Below are 21,239 nucleotides of genomic sequence, written 5' to 3' on the forward strand. Positions count from 1 at the left end.
CCTCTCCCGGCGTGCCGGTCAGCGATTGAGTTTGTCGATCAGCATGGCGCGCAGCTGCCGCGCCATCGCTTCGTCCAGCGGCCCCATCACCCCGCGCGCGTCTTGGGGCAGGTGCGCGCCGGCCTGATCCGCGGCGCCGAACACGTAATGATCGAAAATCGCGCGCCATCCCCGCTTCTCGCGCTCGGGCCGATCCCGAATCGTCCACAGCGCGTGGTACAGCGCGTGCATCGGCGTCGGCAGATAGGCCGGCGCGCTGCTCCACCAGTAGTTGATCAGTACGTTGAACGGCTCCAGCCCCTGCACGTGGTGCCACCACAGGCTCGGCATGAAGATCGCGTCGCCGGGTTCAAGCACCGCCTCGCGCGCGGTCGCCCACGCCTCGGCGAAGCGCGGGTGGCGCTGCAGATCCGGTGAGGCGAAATCCACGATGCTGACCGCCTGCCCGCCGGGTGTCGGCGCCAGCGGTCCCGGATACAGGTTGGCGATCTGTTCGGGCGGGAACAGGGTGAAGCGGCGCCGTCCGACGGCGCAGCAGGCGATGTTGTTCAGGGCGTCGTAATGGCATGACGCGATCACCCGGTTGCCGATCCAGATGCTCGGCGGCGCGTGGATGCCCTGGGCCGCGAGCCCGAGATCGTTGCCGGCGCGCAGGCGCGGAAGACGGGCGTCCACCGGCAACGACGCCACGTAGTAGGTCGGCGGCCGTTCGTCTTCGATGTGCCGTGCGATCCCGTCGAGTACATCACCCAGGCCATCGCGGCGCACCTCGCAGTTCAAGCCGGTGAAGCCGGCATCGTAGAACGGCCGTCCCGCCACCTCCGGCGCGCCCCACGAATAGGTGACCGGCTGGCCATTGTCGTGATCGCGCAGGTAGTCCATCGCGGCGCGCATCGAACTCCGGCCGGCCCGCACCAGTTCCCAATCGCGCGCGACCCCGCGCAGCACGACCGGCTCGCCGCCGGCCAGCAGCGCCTGCACGGGCACGTTCTCACCTGGCGACAGCGCCAGTTCGGGCAGCGGCGTGGCGGCAGGCAACATCGCTCAGGCCGCCCGTGCCTGGCGCAGGCGACGCTGCTTCTCGGCCATCAACCGGCGCAGGTTCTGCATCGACGCCTGGATCAGATACGCCCCTTCCAGATATCCGGCGCGGTGGAGCCCGTGCAGCGCCCCCGCGTCCAGCGCGGCCAGGCGCTCCCGATCCACGCCATGCAGGCCGGCCAGGCTCACCCGGTGCTGGTCGTCCAGCTGCAATTCCAGGTCCAGCGGCTGGATCAGCTCCAGCGCGTCGAACGCGGCGAACATCGACGCGCCGGATTCGATGCCGTCGCGGACGCCGCGCAACACCGCCGAAACATGATCCAGGTAGGGACTGTGCCCGCCATGCGGCAGGAACACCGCTTCGCCTTCGCTGAAACTGGCGCGCGGATGATCCAGGTCGACATGGATCACCGGTTCGCGCCGGAGTTCGCCCTCCACGCTGCGCTCCTGGAAACCGATTAGGAACGGCCCCTTGGCGACGATGCCCGGCAGGTAGGTGGCGTTCCAGCGGCCATCGCGCAGGAACAGGTTCTCGCGCGCGTCGAAGCCCAGCAGGGCGACCGCCTGCCAGGCGCCGTCGCGGTTGCGGTCGCGACGGAAGAAAATCGGATACTCGCGCTGCAATTCGGCGAACTCGGTCGGGAACGCGGTGACCATGCCGACATCGTCGCCGAACTCCGGCCCGAAGCGGGTGATGACCCGCAGGTCCTTGTGGGCGACGTTGTTCAGCAGTTCGTGTCGTGCCATGGTGATTCGGGACCGGGTGGCGTGCGCGGAGTTATGCACCGTCCCTGCCGGAATTGGAAGGGCCGCCGCCGAAAGCCGGGCGGGCGACCGGTGGGTGAAAAGGGATCGCTGCCGAAGCAGCGATCCCATCCTTCACGATAGCCGGAGAGGGCGGTATCGCAGGACCCTAGAACTTGTAGCGGACACCGAGCATGTAGCGCGGACTCTGATCGACCAGCTTGATTACCTGCTTCTCCGAGCGGCCGTGCCAGCGCACGTCCTCGCCGGTCAGGTTGATCGCCTCGAAGCCCAGCGACCAGCGGTCCGACAGCGCGTAGTTGACGCTGAGATCCCACTGCTCGTATTCCTCGACGTAGTACGGATTGCGGTTGGATCCGTTCTGGTTCGCCGCGATGAGGTACTCGTCGCGCCAGTTCCACGCCAGGCGGACCGACCAGCCATACTTCTCGTACATCAGCATCAGGTTGGCGGTGTCGCTCAGGCCCAGCAGCGCGAACTGGTCGCGGTCCAGCACCGTGTTGTCGAAGCCGACGTCGCCATTGACGATGGTGTAGTTGGCGAACAGACCGAAACCGCTGTCACCGAGGAAGTACTGGCCGCCGATTTCCCAGCCGCGCAGCTTGGCCTTGTTCTGGTTGACCGGCCGGTTGACGTCGAACAGGTACAGCGGATCGTCCGCCTCGCCGACCAGGTTGTAGTCGGTCTCCATCTCCAGCACCTGCGCCGAGCTGCCGTCGTAGGCGGCCAGGCCGCCAGTGGCACCGGCGTTGCGCAGCATGGCCAGGGCCGTGAACAGCGCCGTGTCGTTGGCCGAGCAGGCGGCGTCGACGTCGTTGCCGGCGCCGCTCACCTGGGTGACGCAAGCCTGGCTCTGCAGGAAGTCCAGCGCCGCCTGCGCATCCGGACCGGAGGTCGGATCGGTCAGGCCGTACAGCGATTCGCGGACCACGGTGTTGCCGATGAAATTGTCGACCGCCTTGTTCCAGTAGGTCACCGACACGTAGCTGGCATCGGCGAAGTACCACTCCAGCGCCAGGTCCAGGTTGTCCGATTCCAGCGGCTCCAGCGCCGGGTTCTGGGCGTCGCCGCCGGCGCGCGTGGACGGATTGACCAGCACCGAACCGGTCGGCTGGTTCGGGTTCGGACCGGCGTACAGGTTGCCGTACGGCGGACGCGCGATCGTCTTGCTGAACGAGGCGCGGCCCTTCAGGGTGTCGGTGAAGTCAATCCCGAAGTCCAGGTTCGGCAGCAGGTAGCTGTAGCGGTTGGTCTCGCTGAATGGCTGCACCTCGTCCGAACGCAGGATGCGGAAGTCGTTGTTGGCCGACCACTCGATCGCGTTGGGCACGGCCACTGCCGAAGTGGAGGTGACATCGGTGCGCTCGTAGCGCACGCCAATCCGCGTCTGGGTGGCCATGCCGCCGAGCTCGCCCTGCATTTCCAGCTGCAGGTAGACCGAATCGGTCTTTTCCTCGATCTTGTTGTCGGCCGCCAGTTGCGGGTTGTAGCGGTTGCTCGCCCCGTACTCGCCGGCCGCCCACCGCGCCAGGTCACTGGTGTTGCCTCGCCATGCGCCGGGCGCCGCGCCGTTGGCGCTGTAGTCGTCGAACAGGCCGATGATGCTGGTCCGCCGCAGCAGATCGGTCAGGCCCGGTTCGTCGCCGGCATTGGCCACGCCCCAGTCGCCGAGCGTGGCGTACATCTCGGTCGCCTGCCGCCGCCTCATCGTCATGCGCGAGGAATCGACGCCGAACTGGAAGCGGCCATCCTCGAAATCGAACTCGCCGTCGATCCGGCCCTGCTTGATCTCGGTTTCCTGGGTCTGCGCGTTGATGCGCAGCACCTGTGAGCCCAGTTGCTCGGGCGGGAAGTCGGGATTCAGGGTGCCGCCGGTGCCGGCCACCGCCGATGCCGCGTCCGGATACCAGGTGCGGGCGCCGAGCGGCAGGCCGTTGTTGAAGCGCAGCTCCTGCGCCCAGTTGCCGCCGCAATACGGACCGACCGTGCAGTTGTTGGTGCCGGCCAGGCTGAAGTAGGTCGCGCCGCCACCGGTCAGCGGGTCGTTCGGCTTGCTGCTTGACTTGGTGTTGTGGGCGTCGAAGTTCAGCCGGAACCGATCGCTGACGTCCCACTTGGCGTTGAAGCCCAGCGAGTCCAGCTTGTACTTCTGCTCGTTGTGCTGCTGCTCGTAACCGAAGTCCTTGGCACCTACGATGTCGCGCAGGTAGACCGGCGTGGCGACGGCCTCGTTGGTGTCGAATGCCAGGTGGGTGAAGCTGTTGGCGCGCTGAAGCCAGATTGTCTGCTCGCCGCGATCCTCGGAGATCTCGTTGGTCGAGTACGTGTAGTCCAGGGTCAGGGTCAGGCTGTCGATCGGCGCGAACTGGATCACCGCCTGGCCGTTGATGCGCTCGCGTTCGAAATCGGCGAAGGCGTAGCGCAGGTCGTTCGGCATCGCGTAGAGCTGGCCGATGGCCGGCGCGTTGACCACCTCCGCGCCGGCGCGCAGCGCCGGATCGGTGCCGGTCCAGCGCTGGATGTTCCAGGCGTTCTCGGTCGCCTGCACCGAACCGCCGTGGCGCTTCTGGTAGCTGGCCGCCAGGCCGACGCCCCAGGTCTTGTCGTCGTTGGTGTAGCTGAAGATGCCCGAGACTTCGGGCGTCATGTCGGTGTCGAACGGCTGCGAATCGTCGTAGACCGCCTTGGCGCCGGCGCTGGCGACCACGCCGGTATGGTTGAACGGCCGATCGGTCTGGATGTTGATGGTCGCGCCGATGCCGCCGCTGGGCACGGTGGCCTGGCCGGTCTTGAAGACCTCCAGCGCGCTGATCGCCTCGGAGGCCAACTGGGCGAAATTGAACGCGCGGGTGCCGCCGTCCACGCCGCCGATCGGGATCTGGCCCGGCGCGCCGAACGCGTCGGCGCCGGGAATCTGGCGACCGTTGAGGGTCACCATGTTGAACTGCGGGCCGAAGCCACGCGCGGTGACCTGCGCGCCCTCACCGTCGCGGCGCTCGATCGAGATACCGGTGATGCGCTGCAGGGACTCGGCCAGGTTGGTGTCCGGGAACTTGCCGATGTCCTCGGCGGTGACGCCATCGACGACGCCGATGGCGTCGCGCTTCATCCCCATCGACTGATCCAGACTGCTGCGGATGCCGCTGACAACGACCGTGTCCAGGGTCTTGGCCTGGTCGGTCGCCTGCGACGTGGATTGCTGGGTGGTGTCCGCAGGCGTGGCCTGCGTGGCGGCGTCCTGGCCGAACGCGGGGTTGATGACCAGCACGCCCCCCACGAAGGTGAACATGGCCTTCGATTTGAATCTCGCCAACTTCCGGCTCATGAACTTGCCCTCAGGTCTGGAGTTGCACGGAAACTGCACGCGTTCATGGATCTCCCCTTTCACGATCAATGGATGTATCGCCCTCCCAAGGGCGCCCACGGGCATGGCCCGTTATTTCCAGACCGGAACCGGGCGCGGCGTCCGAGGGCGCACGACCTGGTATTCCGGCTTCAAAACGTGGTTGGACGACTAGCGCGCGATGGAGGGGCAGGCCATTGACCGGGCTGTGCAGCAGTCGAGTGGTAGCGCTACCATTACGTTGGGCCGCAGACTAATCACGCGTCTTCGTCCTTGTCACCATGCAGCGCAGCAAATCGACGCAAAGTCCCCGAAACACCGCGCCGAGTACGTTGGGAGGAACCGTGATGGAAACGATTCCAGCCACGGGACTGCGCGTGTAATGGAGGTTTCCCGCCCGCAGGCCGCCTGAACCACGCAGAATGACCGGATGAATTCCCGCATGAACAAGACCAGCAAGTCGGTCCGCCGCAAGGGACGGGCCATCACCATCGACGAAGTCGCCGCGCACGCCGGCGTCTCGCCGATGACCGTGTCCCGCGTGATCAATGGCCACGAAGGCGTGCGCGACGCCAATCGCGAACGGGTGATGCGCAGCGTGCGCGAGCTCGGCTATCGGCCCAACCTGGCCGCCAGCGCGCTGGCCGCGGCGCAGCACACCTGCATCGCGCTGATCTACACCAACCCCAGCTCCAGCTACCTGCGCGAGCTGCTGGTCGGCGCCTTGCGCGGCTCGGCGCGCGCGGCCGCGCAATTGGTGATCGCCACCTGGGACACCCTCGACGCGGAAGGCCAGCGCGCCGCCGCGCGGCAGTTGGCGCAGAGCGTGGCGGGCGTGATCCTGCCGCCGCCGCTATGCGAGTCCAAGGCGATCGTCGCCGAGTTCGCGCAGGCCGGAATTCCGGTCGTCGCGATCGCGTCGGCGCATTTCAGCGACCGGATTTCCTGCGTGCGCATCGACGACCATCGCGCCAGCCACGAAATGACCACGCACCTGATCGCGCACGGCCATACCCGCATCGGCTACATCAAGGGCGATCCCAACCAGACCGCCAGCGCGCATCGCCTGCGCGGCTACCAGGAAGCCCTGGCCGAGGCCGGCCTCGCCTTCGACGAGGCACTGGTCCAACCCGGCTATTTCACCTATCGCTCGGGCCTGGAAGCGGCGGAGAACCTGCTGGCCCTGCGCCGCCCGCCGACCGCCATCTTCGCCAGCAATGACGACATGGCTTCCGCGGTGGTCTCCGTCGCCCACCGCCGCGGCCTGGACGTGCCGCGCGATCTCTCCGTGGTTGGCTTCGACGACACCTCGGCGGCGACGATGGTCTGGCCCGAACTGACCACCGTCCACCAGCCGGTCGCCTCGATGTCCGATGCGGCCATCGACATCCTGCTGCGCGAAATCCGGCGCCCGAATACCTCGGCGCGCACCCTGGTCAACCATGTCGTCCCGCATCAGTTGGTGAAGCGTGCCTCGGTCGAAACCCTCGCCAAGCGCAAGACGGGCGGACGGTAGAAGGTTGGGAGACAGAGGCCAGGTGACATGCGTGGTGCGGGCCACCGATGAAGTGCTCAGTGACTCACGCCATTGGCGTCGCGAGCAGGCCGTCCGGGAAGGCGAGAAGCAACGGCAAGCATCCGCAACGCCGGATTCATCCGTACGCGGACGCAGTAGCGAGACCGGCATCGAATGCCCGCCCGTCAAGGGAACCCCCGTCCATATCACGCTTCCCTTGGCGTCGCCGGCCGGATAACGGCCAAGAAAGGCGCGCATTGGCTCCCCGGAACCTTTAGCGCATTTTGTTCAAGCCCTTATGGGGCCAGATAAAAGTCCATGGGGATGAGTTCGACGGCCCACCCTCCCTCTTCGCCCAAGATGGCGGCCGGGTGCATAGAGGCGATGCGCAATGCCTCCTCAGGGCTGTCCGCCTCAATGATGAACAGGCCACCCACCACTTCCTTCGCCTCGGCGTAAGGTCCATCGGTGACATGCGTCTTGCCGCCACGCGGACGAAGCGTCCGCCAGCTTCCGGTATCGCCCAGTGACGCGGACACCCGCACCTTGCCGGTCGCGAGCATCTTTTCGTCCAGGGCGGGACACTGGCTCTCCAGCGCTTCCACTTCGTCTGGACTCATTGCGGCGAACTTTTCGGGGGAGTAATAGGCAAGGCCGAGGTACTTCATGGGAGGTCCTTTGTGTGAGTGTATTTCACGACGAAGCAGAGGACGGAAATCGACCCGCTTGGGAATCGTCTAATCAAGGAGTGAATCCATGAAGAGCAAGATGTCATCCTGCGTGTTTGCGGTTCTGATGACTGGACTATTTTTCGCCGCGACCGCTGGCGCCACAACGAAAACAATCTACGCGACGGCAAATAGCAACGGTTCGACCACGGGTAGTGCTTCGATGTCGTCGGCCTCCAAGGTCACGTGTACATCCGCATCAGGGGGAGGCACCAGCTCCCGGTGCTTCATTCAAGCCCCCGGCTGGAGTGGTCTGTTGACGGCCGGACAATCGATCGGGACCAGCGGGCCAGGCACGGTCACCCTTTCGTGTGCCGGGACCTACCCGGTGGGTGGGTCATTGTCTTGTTCCGCAAAGGTTGATGACACCACCTGTTCGCCTGAACAGACTCTCTCGGCCTCCGCGAATTGGGCAGGTACCACGCAGGGTCTCGCAGCCATAAAGGGACCGGCGATCGTTGAATGCACGTTTGCGTCCGGCGGTGGTACCAGCTCCAGGTGCTTTGTTACGGCGCCTGGGTTCAGTGGACTCATGTTGGAGGGCCAGACGGTTTCCGCCACGGGTGCCGGCACCGTGGTTCTGGGGTGCGCAGGCAGCTACCCGGTAGGCGGCTCTCTGTCTTGCAATGCGCAAGTCAGCCAGATCTGCCCTTGACCAGGCGCTGATGCTGCAAGGATGAACGGATGGGCCGCACTGCGGCCCATCTCCATTGGTGTCGGGTAGTTCTTCCACCCGGCAGAGCCGCGCAGCGCATGCCAGGGCGAAACACATCGCCCTGGCATGACCATCGACTGCGGTTTGTCCACCGCCATGGACATCGCCCTTTCGGGCGATGTCCGAGCGGGTTTCAGTAAGCCGAACCACCCGCCTGGGTGGAACTCAGCACACCGGCTTCGGCCGTGACCGTGTAGGTGGTTCCACCCACCGGCGCCCAGTTGACCAGATCGAAGCCATCGCCGGCGGCGATGCGTGCGACGCCGATGTTGCGATAGGTCAGCGGTTGCTTGGCCGAGCACACCTGCGGCAATCCCGGCGCTTGCAGGAAATACACCTTGCCGGTGCCGACCACGCTGGCATAGCCGCCGTTGGCGACCAGCAAGGCGGTCGCTTCATCGACGGCGATGCCACGCGGCGCGGAGCTCCAGCCGTTGGCCGCCACGCGGCACAGGAAGGCGAGGTTGCGGCCCATGCGGTCGCGCGCGGCGAAGTGGGGGTCGCCGATGACGCCCTGCAGCGTCGACACCGCGGCGAAGTCGCGGTCGAAGGTCAGGTAGCGGTTGAACGGATCGGCCAAGGCCTGGCTGCTGGTCGCGCCCTGGCTGGCGTTCGCGCTGTAGACGAACTGGGTGAGCACGTTGAGGCCGGCGCTGGTGCCGCCCACCGGCACGCCCTGCGCGATGCGCGCGTTGAGCGTGGACTGCACCGGCGTGCCTTTCCAGAAATTGATGTAGTTGGACTGATCGCCGCCGGCAATCCACACCACCTCCGCCTTGGCGATGATGGCCGCGACGTCCGCATGGTTCGCCGCCGCCGCGTCCGGAATGATCAGCGTAGCGACCGAATTCGCGTTGGGGCACAGGCCCTGCACGTACGGGTTGTAGGCATCGGCGCCGGTGGCGCGGATGATCAGGAAATCCCCATTGCCGCCCCGGTTGCAAAGCCACTGGAACGCGGCATCGACATCGCTGCCGCCGCCCATCAGGACGGTGCCGGACGTGGTGGCCGGCGAGACATCGCTCGCGCTGCCGACGCGGACATACGTGTAGGGCGGGGCCTTGCCGGCCATCGCGGAAGTAGCCAGGACCGAAGCGAACAGGAACAGCAGCAGACTGCGCATGGAACACCTCATCGTTGGGTGACAAAAACCCAGACGAGCCAGTTGTCCCAATCCCCCACGCACCGCGACAGGCGGTCGCGTGCGGGCGCCATGCCCGAAACTCCTCTTACGCCCGCACCCAAGCCCTCCAAGGCAGGCCCTGCCCCGCCAACACATGCCAGGGCGGAACACATCGCCCTGGCATGACCGTCGCCCGGTGCTAGCGCATCGCGCGCTTGCGCTTCAGCACCTTTCGCTCGGACCCATCGCCGGCCTCGGGCGCCCGGACCGATATCCACTCCGACTGGCTCATGATCCGGTCCACCTGGCGCTCCATGTTCTCGAAGCTCGCATACCAGCGGTGAATCGCCATGGTCGGCTCGTTGTCCTCATCGCCACCACACGCGGCGCTGAGACAGCTCATCAGATTGAGCTGGTTGCGCAACTGCTTCAACTCGTAGATTGCGGCTTCGGAAAAGAAATAACCCGTGCGTGGCAACGGGGTCGCGGGGGCATCAGAACTCATCGGCGGTACTCCAGTCCGCGGGGAAAGAACCCCGTTCACTAAAGTGCGAACGGGGATGTCGGGAGGCTAGAAAACCGCATTGAGTCGGCGGGCGTATTCCCTCAAGAAGAGGTGTTTTATTAGCCGCCCTCCCGACGCTGAACTTCTATCGCGTCGGAGTACCGATGTCGCTAGTACAGAAGAGCCACCGAGAGATGCTGCGATGGCTCCGCTCAATGAAGGAGTTTCTAGACTCCGGCGACGAGTCTGCCTTCGCCGTTAAACGCATTCAATGCTTTGGCGTTCAAAGTTAGTTTAGTGACTGGATCGGGCTACATCCCATGTATCGTAGCAGCTGACCGCTTGCTGTTTCCGATGGGTTTCAGCTGCTGCAACTGCCTCTGTTTTTAGAGATTCTCCAAAATAGGTTCTATGCCTTTACCTTTCAGGTATCTGCCGCAGCCCATTTTATCTGAACGGCAACTCTTACGATCGCAGCTTTGCATCGAAGTACTGCATTAGGCTCCTGACCAGGTTGATAACAAGAAGCGCCTCGTCGTGAGAGATCAACTCCTCGTTTGCATGTGCGAGGGTCGCACGGTTACGGATCGGGTCCAGCTGCTCCAACAGTGTCGCGGCGCTATTGAGAATATTCTTCATGGCCGCTTGCTGTGCCATCGGAGCCTCGAAGCCTGGATGGCGCTGCCTAAGCACCTTGAAGTAGTACACGATTCTGGGATCGCTTGGTGCATCTGAAAGATCCAAATTAGCAGTACGACAGGCCGTTCTTAGATAGCCATGTAGTGCCGTATGCAAACGATCAACGGCACTAGTAGGACCATGCGTCTTGAGGAGCGTTGTCGCCTCTGCTAAAGCACGTTGAACAATGTCGCTGGTGACTCTCGGCTCCTCACCGTCGACTACAGCCACTTGCTGGCACCGCTTGGCTAACGCCAATAGCTTCTGATAAGCGGTCGCGTTGCGTTGCATCTCGGAACCGACTGGGAATCGCCGAGCCAAGCCAATCAGAATGGCAGCCTGGGTGCGCGGCTCGGATGCGCTGAGGATGGCGATGAATTTCTTTCTTGTCGTGTTCTCTGCGAATGCGTCGACATCGATCTCAAGATCGCAGTAGTCCGCATAAAACTCACGATGGGAGGCGTAGCTGAAATCGCCCAGATAGCCACCTGAGACCCCGATGTAATTGTTAACCACCCAGTGGATTTCGCTCGATTTAAGCCCCTCCATGGCGCCCCCTCAGGCCCTCAAATAGTGGATGGCGGTCTCATTTGGGAGCACTATAGCGCCTTGTTGGCCGCCGGGGGGCGGCAGGGGATAGGTGCGATGGAACGACTTGAGGAAGAGGCGGGCAAGTCCGCCCTAGAGAGTGGTTCGGTCCTGAGAGAAGCAGGCCCACTTGTAGATAAGGTCAACCGGGCGCGGCTGGAGTTGTTAGACCTCTCCACGCGCAACCGGTTGCTTAATACACCGCGCAGCGGACGCGCCAAGACGGTCGAGGTCATTAATGAACTCGCCAAGGTAATGTACCAAACTCTGGTCATCGACGGTAAGCGCTTTACGTTCATCGCGGGTCGGGCAGAACCGACGCAGGTCGAAGAAGAACTGCCTGGGCTCTCGATAGAGCTCACCGTCGATGGCGAACCTCTGTCCGACTTTCATGAAGGACCGGAAGACCCGGAACTCCTCGCCCAACCTGATCTCGAGCTGGACGAGCATGGCCGCGTGGTCAGCCAGTGGGACGCCCATCTAACCACACGCTTCACGCCGACCGGCTTGCAGAAGCGTCTTCTTGATCTCTACATCGACGCGCGTACGCTCCAAGAAGAACAGGGCATCAATGTTCTCTACTTAGCCATCGGCTATTTGAAGTGGCGCGCACCAGGCGCCCCCAAAGTCGATCGCTACGCCCCGCTCGTTCTGGTCCCTGTGGCCTTGGAGCGAAGCAATGCGGGCGAGAAGTTCCATCTCCGCTGGCAGGGTGATGAAATCCAGGCAAACCTTTCGCTCCAACTGTTCCTCCAGCGTCAGTTCGGCCTGAAGCTGCCGGATATTGATGATTTTGAATCCCTGGATATCGATGCCTACTTGGCGTCAGTGGCCCAATTGATCGAGGACACGCCTGACTGGGAAGTGCTGTCCAATGATGCTGTGCTTGGCCTGTTCTCATTTGCCAAGTTCATGATGTATCGCGATCTGGACCCTGCACTCTGGACAGCGCATGGTGGGATGGAATCAATTCCCATGCTGCGGGGGGTTGTGTCAGATGGATTTCCAGGGGCAGCGCTGTCTGGCGATAACTTCGATATAGACAAGGAGATAACGCCAGATAGCATGCGGCACGTCGTCGACTCAGACAGTTCGCAATCGCTGGTTGTCTATGACGCTCTGAATGGACACAGCATGGTGGTACAAGGACCGCCTGGCACTGGCAAGTCACAAACTATCGCCAATGTCATCGCCGGTGCCGTCGCTGCCGGCAAGCGGGTCTTATTTGTGGCCGAGAAGCTAGCCGCTCTGGAAGTAGTCAAGCGCCGACTCGATCAAGTCAGGATCGGTAACGCATGTCTCGAACTCCACAGTAACAAGGCTAACAAGCGCACATTGTTGGAGGACCTTCGCCTCACGTGGCAGTTGGCCCAACTACCGGAGGAACCCAGCGGGGCGATAGTAGAACAGCTCGCGGAGCGTCAGGCGGAACTGAATGCCCACGTCCAGCGCTTGCACCGCGTCTTGTTGCCCGCCGCAATGACGCCCTACGCCGTGTTCGGCGAACTCGTGAGGCTTCGCCGAGAGGGCTTCACCACAGAACATCTGCCGTTGTCTGAGCCTCTGAAGTGGGCTCCTCACGAAGTCGATGCTCGGCGGAAGCTACTGGTAGATATCTGCGATCGCATCATAAGCATGGGGGTTCCCGCAAACCATACCTGGTCGGGCGTGGATAATGATGTCCTTCTTCCCAACGACGTTGAGCGCCTAGGAAAAGAAGTCGGAGCCTTGAAGCAGCGCTTGAAGTCTTGGCATGAAGCTGCCATTTGCCTTCACGATGAACTGTCGTTGTCACCACCCGATCAACTGAGTGCATGCACGCAAGCCGTCGCTCGGTGCGACCTACTCCTAACCGCGCCGCATCTTGATTCGGCCTCTTTCAGAGACGCTGCTTGGGAAGATATCGCCTCCATCGAAGAAGCTCTTCAGGCTCTGATACTCGCACAGACGCTGAGAGACACCACCCAATCACTAGTCGCCGACGATGCCCGTGACTTGGACTGGTCTGGGACAAAGGCCATTTTCGCAGATCTACCCCAATCCTTCACCGTCGGATCTGAACTTCAGATCCTCTCTGCCGCGTATCGCGACCTAATCTCAATAACTCCTGACTTGACGCGCCTTGGTCAGCTGCTATCGGAACGCGCTGAGCTTACTTTCACCAGTGCGAGCAGGCTGGTAGCCATCGGTGAACGCGCGGCCACGATCCCCGAGCTAGATCGCGATGCATTGGTAGCCCGCATCTGGGAACGTGGTGTCGATACGGTGGAGGGGGTGGTCGAATCTGTAGAACGCGTGCAGAGAGCAAGAAAACAGATCGCCGGCATCCTCCGTGATAGTGCGTGGTCGAAGGATTTTGAGACGGCGCGAGAAGAGTTAGCGAGCCGGAGTGGGAGTTGGCTGAGGTTCCTCAGCGGCCAATGGCGCAGCGCAAATCGGTCTGTTCGCGCTCAGCTCACCAACCCCAAGCTCCCCTCTGACCAAATGCTGACGGCGCTTGATCAGCTTCTCGATGGTCAGGCTGCGTTGCAGCGAGTTCAAGCCAGCGATGCTCAAGGCCTTGAGGCATTTGGGTCCAGTTGGGAGCGAGACCGCTCCAACCCAGCGTACATGCGCGGCGTTGTCGCCTGGATGCGCACTCTTCGGCCGCTCGGCACAGGTGTCCGAGAGCAGCTGGCAGACGTCTCCGACAGGCACCTGGCGGTCGAACTCGCCTCCCGGGTGCGTCCCATCCTGGAGCGTGCTCAGAAGTCATTGGCGTTTGTGCATGAGGCATTACTGGTTGGCGGAAAGAAGCTATGGGGTGATGAAACATCGCTCGTGAATCTTCCGCTGGCGGATATCACCAAGCGTATCGCCCCTTTTGCAACCTCGTTCGACGATGTACAGCACTTGGTGGATCGTGACCATCTAACAGTTTCTCAGGTAGCTGAGCACATTGACATGCTTGAGCGGGACCAAGCCGCTCGTAAGGAACTGCACAGAAAATCACCCCTTGGTCGGTCCGCGTTCGGCCCTTTGTGGCTAGACATCGACTCTGATGCCGCAGTGCTGGGCTCCGCTTTGTCGTGGATGCATATGAATGGGGACCTGCGCGGCCTAGCCGCAGGGATCCAGGACCCTACCTCAAAGCGCACGCAAGCCCTAGACCTGCTTGCGGGGGGTGAAGTTCTGGCTGGCGAGCTCATGAGTCTGTTCGCAACGCTCGCCTTCTCTGGCACACAGCTGTTAAATGCGGACCCCGCCAAGGCCTCGGTTGCTGAGGCAATTAAGCAGCTTGATGCTTGGGAGTTGGACCCGGAGGGTCTGCCGCAGTGGGTTGGTTACCTGGCTCAGGCGAAGTGTGCCCAGCGGCAGGGGCTCGGCGCGATCATCAAGGAGCTCCATCAGGGGAACCTTGAGCCTGATCGCACACTGGGCACCTTTGACTTAGCCTACATGGAGTCTTTGCTCGCTGCGATGATCATTCGAGATCGTGAGCTAGGTCAGTTCGACGGCAAACGGCAGACGGCGCTCGTAGAGAGCTTCACGACACTGGACCGCGACCGTATTGATTTGGCACGACGCCAAGTTAGCCAGGTACATCGCGCAAGCATTCCGCAACGAGGCGGGGCCACTGGCCCTACCGCCGCACTCATGGGCGAAATGGCGAAGAAGCGAGCCCACTTGCCAATCCGTGTCCTCATGGAGCGTGCGGCGCCAGCCATCCAGGCGCTCAAACCCGTCTTCATGATGAGTCCACTGTCAGTGGCCCAGTTTCTCCCGCCAGGCAAGATAGGGTTTGACCTCCTCGTGGTCGACGAAGCCAGCCAGGTGCAGCCGATCGACGCGCTGGGAGCCATCGCGCGTGCCAAGCAGATTGTCGTTGTGGGTGATGAGCGCCAACTTCCGCCGACTCGCTTCTTCTCAAAGACACTGGGCGACGGCAATGATGGTGCAGATGACGATGGTGCTCAGGCGGGCGATGTCGAGAGCATTCTTGGCCTATGCAGGGCCAGGGGCCTCCCTGCGCGCATGCTGCAATGGCACTATCGCAGTCGACATCAGTCTCTGATTGCCGTCTCCAACCAGCAGTTCTACGAGAACAGGCTGGTCATCGTGCCCAGCCCCTACACAGGCGAAGCCGGTGTTGGCCTGCGTTTCCACCATCTCTCTGATGCCATCTACGACCGTGGCAATACTCGCACCAATCCCAAGGAGGCCAAAGCGATTGCTCAGGCCGTCATTTCACACGCCCTGACCACGCCCAACCTAACTCTCGGCGTTGCGACCTTCTCTACGCAACAACGACGTGCAGTATTTGACGAAATCGAGCTTCTGCGACGGCAGCACCCCGAGACTGAAGGATTCTTTGGGGCGCATGCGCATGAGCCCTTCTTCGTTAAAAGTCTCGAGAACATACAAGGTGACGAGCGTGACGTGATCCTGATTTCGATCGGTTACGGACGCGACGCGCACGGCAACGTTAGCATGAACTTTGGACCGGTGAGTAGCGAGGGCGGCGAGCGCCGCCTGAACGTTCTTATCAGCCGAGCAAAGTCTCGCTGCGAGGTATTCTCTTCGATCACCGATGAAGATATAGATCTTGAACGCGGAAGAGGCAAAGGCACCGCCGCGCTTAAGCTTTTTATGCATTACTCGCGCACAGGCCGCATGCAAATAAGCGCGAGCACCGAGCAACACAAAGATAGCGTGTTCGAACAAGAAGTGGCCGCAGCTCTTCGTATGCGGGGGTATGATTTCCATACGAATGTCGGTGAAGCGGGAATTTTCGTTGACATTGCCATCTACGACCCCGCCAAGCCCGGACGTTACATTCTTGGCATTGAGTGCGACGGAGAATCGTATCGAGCAGCAAAGAGCGCTCGGGACCGTGATCGTTTGCGCGAGCAGGCGCTGCGCGATAAGGGCTGGAACATTCATCGGATCTGGAGTTCTGAGTGGTTCCGTCGACCAAAGGCGCAACTCGAAGAGCTTATTGCCATCATAGAACTGGCGAAGGCCGAGCCAGATCCTCTTGCCGCCGAGGGAGTTTCACGCAATCGTGCAGTGCCGGTCGATTTTGAGAGCATTGAGCGCGAGGACTATGTGGAAGTCGGCTTGGTTCCGGTTGAGGCGCTTCCCGCGCAAGCCTATGTGGAAGCTTCGTTCTCCGTCCCTAAGCACGAGTACGAGCTTCACCTGGTCCCGCCCGCGCGTATGGCGACAATCGTACGAGACGTTGTCCAAGCAGAAGGCCCCGTTCATTGCTCCGAGGTGGTCGTGAGGATTCGCACGCTTTGGGATCTACAGCGTACCGGCGGCAGAATTCAGGCTGCAGTTGACGATGGCATTGAGCGCGCCGTCCGAGAGCGTATGATCAATCGTGACGGAGACTTTCTGCTTTGGCCAGGTCGAGAAGTTATCGCACGCGATCGTAGCTCGACCGAATCAAACACCCTGCGCAGGCCGGAACTTCTTCCGCCCATGGAGATTGACGCAGCGATATTGAGCTTGATCAAAGAAAATCTCGGCGCAACGCTTGACGAGATGGCGCTCCATGTATCCAGGCGACTCGGCTATCGCACTACGAGTTCGCAACTGAGGGCAGCGCTGATTGCGCGGGCCGAAGCATTGATATCGGACGGAAGGCTGGAACTAAGGGCGGGAAGCTTGTCGCTAGCCTCTCGGCAATGATGCGAAGAATGCAGAGTGGCGATAACCGAACTGTGCTAGGGAGGGACGAGGCCCCCCTCTCCCGTGAGGCTATGTAGGGCTATCAGGGGCGTTTCTGTTCTTCCGGCGTTAGGGGCGATAAGAGGGCGGCACTGACATGTCCAGGCGGACACTTAGAAAGATAGTCCATATCCAACTGGATCCTACGGCTTGGACAGGGAAAGGGCTGTCACCTACCAACAGCTTATTGGTTGGTGCGATTCTGTTGGCAACGATGAGTGCAATCATCGGCACGGAGCCTACCTTGACTGGGAGGTTCGCAGGAACGTTCAGTATCCTCGAGCTTGGCTTGGGAGTCGTGTTTGCAGTCGAATACATCGCTCGGCTATGGAGCGTGGTCGAGCGAAAGACCCCGGGCATGAGTCCTGCTAGTGAACGCCTACGCTTCGCTGTGCGACCCAGTGCTCTGCTAGATCTTTTTATCATTGTTATTACCCTGGTGCCGTTCTTTGCAATGAACGTCATGGCGCTGCGACTGGTCAGGCTGCTACGGATTGTTCGCCTGGCCAAGCTGGGTCGTATGTCGAGTGCCCTTCGACTTCTTTACGGCGTGGTGTCGTCTCGCAGATACGAGTTGATGGTGACGCTCGGTCTGGCTAGCACCCTCCTGATATTCGGCGCCTCCGCTCTGTATTGGATAGAGGGCGACATTCAGCCTGAAAAATTCGGCAGTATTCCACGTGCTCTGTGGTGGGCCGTTATCACCCTGACCACCATCGGTTATGGCGACGTCTATCCCATTACAGCCGCTGGCAAGTTCGTTGCAGGGCTTGTCGCTATCGCTGGTATTGGACTAATCGCTATGCCTACCGGCATTCTGGCTTCTGCGTTCAGCGAAGCTATGCGCAAGCAGTAAGGGGATTCAGCAGATGTCTCAGTCCAGGGGCGGAACTCTTTTATTCTTTTCTCTCGTGGTTCTTACTGTATTGAGCTATTGCAGCAGACCCGACGTTCGCGGGCGTCTTGATTCTCCTCAAGCCCCTTCTGCATCAGTAGAAAAAGCACAGGATTCGTCGCTTCCGAACTCTTCCCCGGAGCCTTCTTCTACTCGCTACGTCAGATCCATTCAACTCAATGTCCGATCTTCTCCCAACGGCGCAGTGATCGGCACGCTTGCGCGTGGCGCTCCAGTAGGCATCTATGGAAATCGGGGAAAGTGGGTTCGCATTAGCCGAGATGGACAGCCGGAGCAGTGGGTCTCTGGACCTAATTTGTGCTCGGAAATTGGCTGTGCCGAAGCTCAAAGCACCCCCGCACGTTCACAATCATCGGACCTGACCACGTCATTTACGCCGATTGAGACGCCTCGTTATCGATCCAGCGCATCGCCCACCTATGATTGTCCCTGTTCGCGCAGCGCCAACTGCATAGGCCCGCGCGGGGGCAGGTATTGCATTACCTCTGGTGGAAACAAGCGTTATAGGTAGGGACAACTCAAAGCGGTGACCAGCTACCGTAAGCGGCTGATTTTCAGGTGGAACCACCCCAAGTCACCCCCGCCCCCCACGCCGCGTAGACGACGCCTCCACCAGCGGATACCCACTGAACGGCTTGACCTCGTCCATCAGGAAGTACGAGACGATCTTCTCCACGCCGTAGTCGCCGCCGAGCAGCAGGCGGGCGATGTCTTTCCAGTGGTGCACGTCGTTGACGATGACCCGCAGCAGGTAGTCGTACGCGCCTGAGATCCGGCAGGCCTCCACCACCTCGGGCATGGCCAGGATGCGGCGGTCGAATTCGGTGAATTCTTCCAGCGCGTGCTGCTTGAACGAGACCTGGGCCAGCACGACGGTCGCGGAGCGGATGCGGTCCACGGCGACGTGGGCGCGGTAGCCGCGGATGAGACCCTTGGCCTCCAGCGTGCGTACGCGGGCCAGGCAGGCGCTGGGCGAGAGCGCGACACGCTCGGCCAGGGCCTGGTTGGTGATGCGCGCGTCCTGCTGCAGCACATCCAGGATCTTCAGGTCGATGCGGTCCGGCGTTTTGGCGGTCATGGGTGTCCGGCGGTTGGGGGGTGCCGCAGGTTGTTCACCATTTGGCGGTCCTCGCCGCAGATTCTGCATATTTTTTGCGGGAGACCAACCACATCTTCGGCCTACCGACCAGCAATGCCATTTGAATCAACCGGTTACTTCCGTTCCGGCACCCGTTGATTCTGCTGGACAGCGGTGGCCTTTTTCACTTTCACTCGGGTCAGCCATGTTGGCCGAGGCGCGAAAGCCGCCGGCGGCCCTTTCCATCGCCATCCCGGGGAACCGTGTCATGTCATCGCATCCGCGTCTTCGCAAGCTCACCCGCGCCATCCGTTTCGGTTGCTGTTTCGGCCTGATGGCCAGTACGCCTGCCTGGGGACAGGATGCGGCGCCGCAGACGGACCCGGACGCCGCCACCAACCTGGAAACCGTGGTGGTCACCGCCGGCAAGTTGAACGAGTCCGTCCGCGAGATTGCCGGTTCGGTCTCGGCGGTCACCGACCAGCAGTTGCAGGACCTGGGCGCGCAGTCGTTGGCCGACTACATCCAGCGCACCCCCGGTGTGGTGTTCAACAGCTACCAGCCCGGCGTTTCCCATGTGGTGATGCGCGGCATCGCCACCAGCTCGGGCAATGTGCAGGGCCAGCCGACCACGGGCTACTTTCTCAACGAGGTGCCGCTGACCGAGCCGGGTTGGACCATCGCCATTCCCGATGTGGATGCCTTCGACCTCAATCGCGTCGAGGTGCTGCGCGGGCCGCAGGGCACGCTGTTCGGATCGGCGTCGATGGGCGGTGCGGTCAACTATGTAGCCAACGTGGCCGATGCCAGCGGGTTTGATGCCTCCGCCGAACTCACCGTCAGCCAGACCAAGAACGCCGACGTGGGCTTTGCCGCCAAGGCGATGGTGAACGTGCCGCTCAAGGAGGACCTGCTGGCGGTGCGCGCGGTGGCGCAGTACCGCGATGCGCCGGGCTTTCTGGACAACATCGGCACGGGCCGGAAAGGCGCCAATGACAGCACGCTGGAGGGCGGCCGCCTGTCGGTGGTGCTCACTCCGAGCGAAGCGACCACCCTGACCTGGCTGAGCCTGTTGCAGAACAGCGACAGCGACGACAACAGCTACCAGATCGTTGGCCTCGGTGACCTGGAGCGCAACACCGCGCTGCCGGAATTCACCAACACCAAGATTGCCGTGCACAGCCTGCGGCTGGATCAGGATCTCGGCTTTGCGGATCTGACGGCGCTTCTGGCGTACCAGAAGAAGCAGCAGGACTGGCGGTTCGACTACACGCCCATCCGCGCGGCCTACAACGCCGACCTGGGCCTGGACCTGAGCACGCCGCTGTACATCGTGTCCGGCGGCGAGAGCCGGGGCAAGAGCATCGAACTGCGTCTGGCGTCCAAGCCGGGCGGCCGCGTGGACTGGCTGATTGGCGGCATGTACTTCGACTCGGACAAGGATCTGTACGAGCGTATCGCCGCCGAGGGCGCGGCGGGGGCGTTCGATCGGTCGCCGCTGTTCGGGCCGGGCAGCGGCGCGGTCATCGCGCCGGACGGGCAAATATTCAACAGTTACTTCACGGATCTCACCGGCTCGGAGGCCGCGCTTTTTGGCGAGGCCAGCTTCCATTTCAATGAGCAATGGAAGCTCACCGCCGGCGGCCGCCTGTTCCGCAACAAGGTGCAAACGACCAGCACCCAGGTCGGCTTCTCGACCTATCCCGGCAGCCCGATCATTTCCCGGCAGCAGACCGAGGAGGACGGCTTCAATCCGAAGGTGGCGCTGACCTGGCAACCCAGCGCCGATGTGATGGTCTATGGCCTGGTCTCGGAGGGCTTTCGCTTTGGTGAGCCGAACACCGCCGGCCTCAGCGCGTATCCGGTCCCGTCGGGTTCCAAGAGCGACAGCCTGATCAACTACGAACTCGGTACGCGCACCACATGGGCCGATGGCCGCCTTCTGCTGGACGCGACGCTGTTCTACGTGGACTGGAAGGACATCCAGCTGCGCCTGCAGACACCGGACCTGTTCAACTACGCGAGCAATGGCGGCAAGGCCTACAGCCGCGGCATCGAGATGGCCGCCACCTGGCGTCCGACGGATGCCTTCGAATGGCAGGGCTCGGCGACCTGGCAGCGCGCGCGGCTGGATGAGGATCTGTTCATCCTCTACTACGGCACCGCGCCGGCCGGCTCGCAATTGCCGGGTTCGGCCGACTGGACGGTCAGCAATCTGCTGAGCTACCACTTCGACACGCGCTTCTCGCCGACGATTTCGCTGTCGCACCAGTATGTCGGCGGCGGCATCAGCGACCTCAACTCCGCGGTGCCGGGCGTCACTCCGAATCGCCAGGGCAACTACAACCTGTTCGACCTGCGTTACCGGATGACCTTCGGCAACACCGAGGTGACCCTGTTCGGCAGCAACCTCACCGACAAGCGCGGCATTACCCGCACCGTGCCCGAGACCAATGGCATCGGCCAGGGCGTGGTGCGGCCGCGCACCTACGGCGTGACCGTGCATTGGCGCTACTGACGCGATGGAA

At 62.2% G+C, this 21,239-nt stretch carries 13 protein-coding genes; 5 read left to right on the plus strand and 8 right to left on the minus strand.

Annotated features, from left to right (window positions below):
* Positions 1 to 18 precede the first annotated feature (18 nt).
* The 3 genes from IQ458_RS10880 to IQ458_RS10890 form a co-directional block, all read right to left on the minus strand.
* Entirely contained in the window at positions 19 to 1,041 is a 1,023-nt protein-coding gene (locus tag IQ458_RS10880; RefSeq protein WP_203322803.1) for a cupin-like domain-containing protein, read from the minus strand.
* Between the two features lie 3 nt (positions 1,042 to 1,044).
* Entirely contained in the window at positions 1,045 to 1,788 is a 744-nt protein-coding gene (locus tag IQ458_RS10885; protein WP_203322804.1) for a SapC family protein, read from the minus strand.
* A gap of 166 nt (positions 1,789 to 1,954) precedes the next feature.
* Positions 1,955 to 5,131, minus strand: coding sequence for a TonB-dependent receptor (locus IQ458_RS10890; RefSeq protein ID WP_203322805.1), 3,177 nt, complete (start codon positions 5,129 to 5,131; stop codon positions 1,955 to 1,957).
* Positions 5,132 to 5,591: 460 nt separating this feature from the next.
* On the opposite strand from IQ458_RS10890, the gene IQ458_RS10895 reads away from it, so the two are divergent.
* Positions 5,592 to 6,665, plus strand: a complete 1,074-nt coding sequence (locus IQ458_RS10895; RefSeq protein WP_203322806.1) for a LacI family DNA-binding transcriptional regulator — start codon at positions 5,592 to 5,594, stop codon at positions 6,663 to 6,665.
* 296 nt (positions 6,666 to 6,961) lie between these two features.
* Here IQ458_RS10895 and IQ458_RS10900 read toward each other — a convergent pair whose 3' ends face one another.
* From IQ458_RS10900 to IQ458_RS10915, 4 genes are all read right to left on the minus strand, one after another.
* Positions 6,962 to 7,333 (minus strand): YciI family protein, encoded by a 372-nt coding sequence (locus IQ458_RS10900; protein WP_203322807.1) that lies wholly within the window; start codon positions 7,331 to 7,333, stop codon positions 6,962 to 6,964.
* Between the two features lie 908 nt (positions 7,334 to 8,241).
* Positions 8,242 to 9,231 carry a cyanophycinase gene (locus tag IQ458_RS10905; protein ID WP_203322808.1) on the minus strand — a complete coding sequence of 330 codons (990 nt, stop codon included), beginning with the start codon at positions 9,229 to 9,231 and terminating at the stop codon, positions 8,242 to 8,244.
* Positions 9,232 to 9,430: 199 nt separating this feature from the next.
* Complete coding sequence (locus IQ458_RS10910; protein WP_203322809.1) at positions 9,431 to 9,736, minus strand: XAC0095 family protein; 306 nt, start codon at positions 9,734 to 9,736, stop codon at positions 9,431 to 9,433.
* A 465-nt stretch (positions 9,737 to 10,201) separates the two neighbouring features.
* Positions 10,202 to 10,963: an abortive infection family protein gene (locus IQ458_RS10915; RefSeq protein WP_203322810.1), complete on the minus strand. Its 762-nt coding sequence runs from the start codon at positions 10,961 to 10,963 to the stop codon at positions 10,202 to 10,204.
* A gap of 96 nt (positions 10,964 to 11,059) precedes the next feature.
* Between IQ458_RS10915 and IQ458_RS10920 the strand changes: the two genes are divergently transcribed.
* From IQ458_RS10920 to IQ458_RS19970, 3 genes are all read left to right on the plus strand, one after another.
* Positions 11,060 to 16,678 (plus strand): DUF3320 domain-containing protein, encoded by a 5,619-nt coding sequence (locus tag IQ458_RS10920; RefSeq protein WP_203322811.1) that lies wholly within the window; start codon positions 11,060 to 11,062, stop codon positions 16,676 to 16,678.
* A gap of 136 nt (positions 16,679 to 16,814) precedes the next feature.
* On the plus strand, positions 16,815 to 17,573 hold the full coding sequence (locus IQ458_RS10925; RefSeq protein ID WP_328805153.1) for an ion transporter: 759 nt from the start codon (positions 16,815 to 16,817) through the stop codon (positions 17,571 to 17,573).
* Between the two features lie 13 nt (positions 17,574 to 17,586).
* The gene (locus tag IQ458_RS19970; protein WP_203322813.1) at positions 17,587 to 18,144 is read left to right on the plus strand and encodes an SH3 domain-containing protein; all 558 of its coding nucleotides are present in this window, start codon (positions 17,587 to 17,589) and stop codon (positions 18,142 to 18,144) included.
* Positions 18,145 to 18,207: 63 nt separating this feature from the next.
* Here the strand turns inward: IQ458_RS19970 and IQ458_RS10935 are convergent, their stop codons facing one another.
* A complete protein-coding gene (locus IQ458_RS10935; RefSeq protein WP_203322814.1) occupies positions 18,208 to 18,711 on the minus strand; it encodes an Lrp/AsnC family transcriptional regulator in 504 nt (167 codons plus the stop codon).
* A 268-nt stretch (positions 18,712 to 18,979) separates the two neighbouring features.
* On the opposite strand from IQ458_RS10935, the gene IQ458_RS10940 reads away from it, so the two are divergent.
* Entirely contained in the window at positions 18,980 to 21,229 is a 2,250-nt protein-coding gene (locus tag IQ458_RS10940) for a TonB-dependent receptor (protein ID WP_203322815.1), read from the plus strand.
* Positions 21,230 to 21,239: the final 10 nt, after the last annotated feature.

Origin of the sequence: Pseudoxanthomonas beigongshangi (assembly GCF_016820515.1) — a bacterium.
GTDB classification, from domain to species: Bacteria; Pseudomonadota; Gammaproteobacteria; order Xanthomonadales; family Xanthomonadaceae; genus Pseudoxanthomonas_A; species Pseudoxanthomonas_A beigongshangi.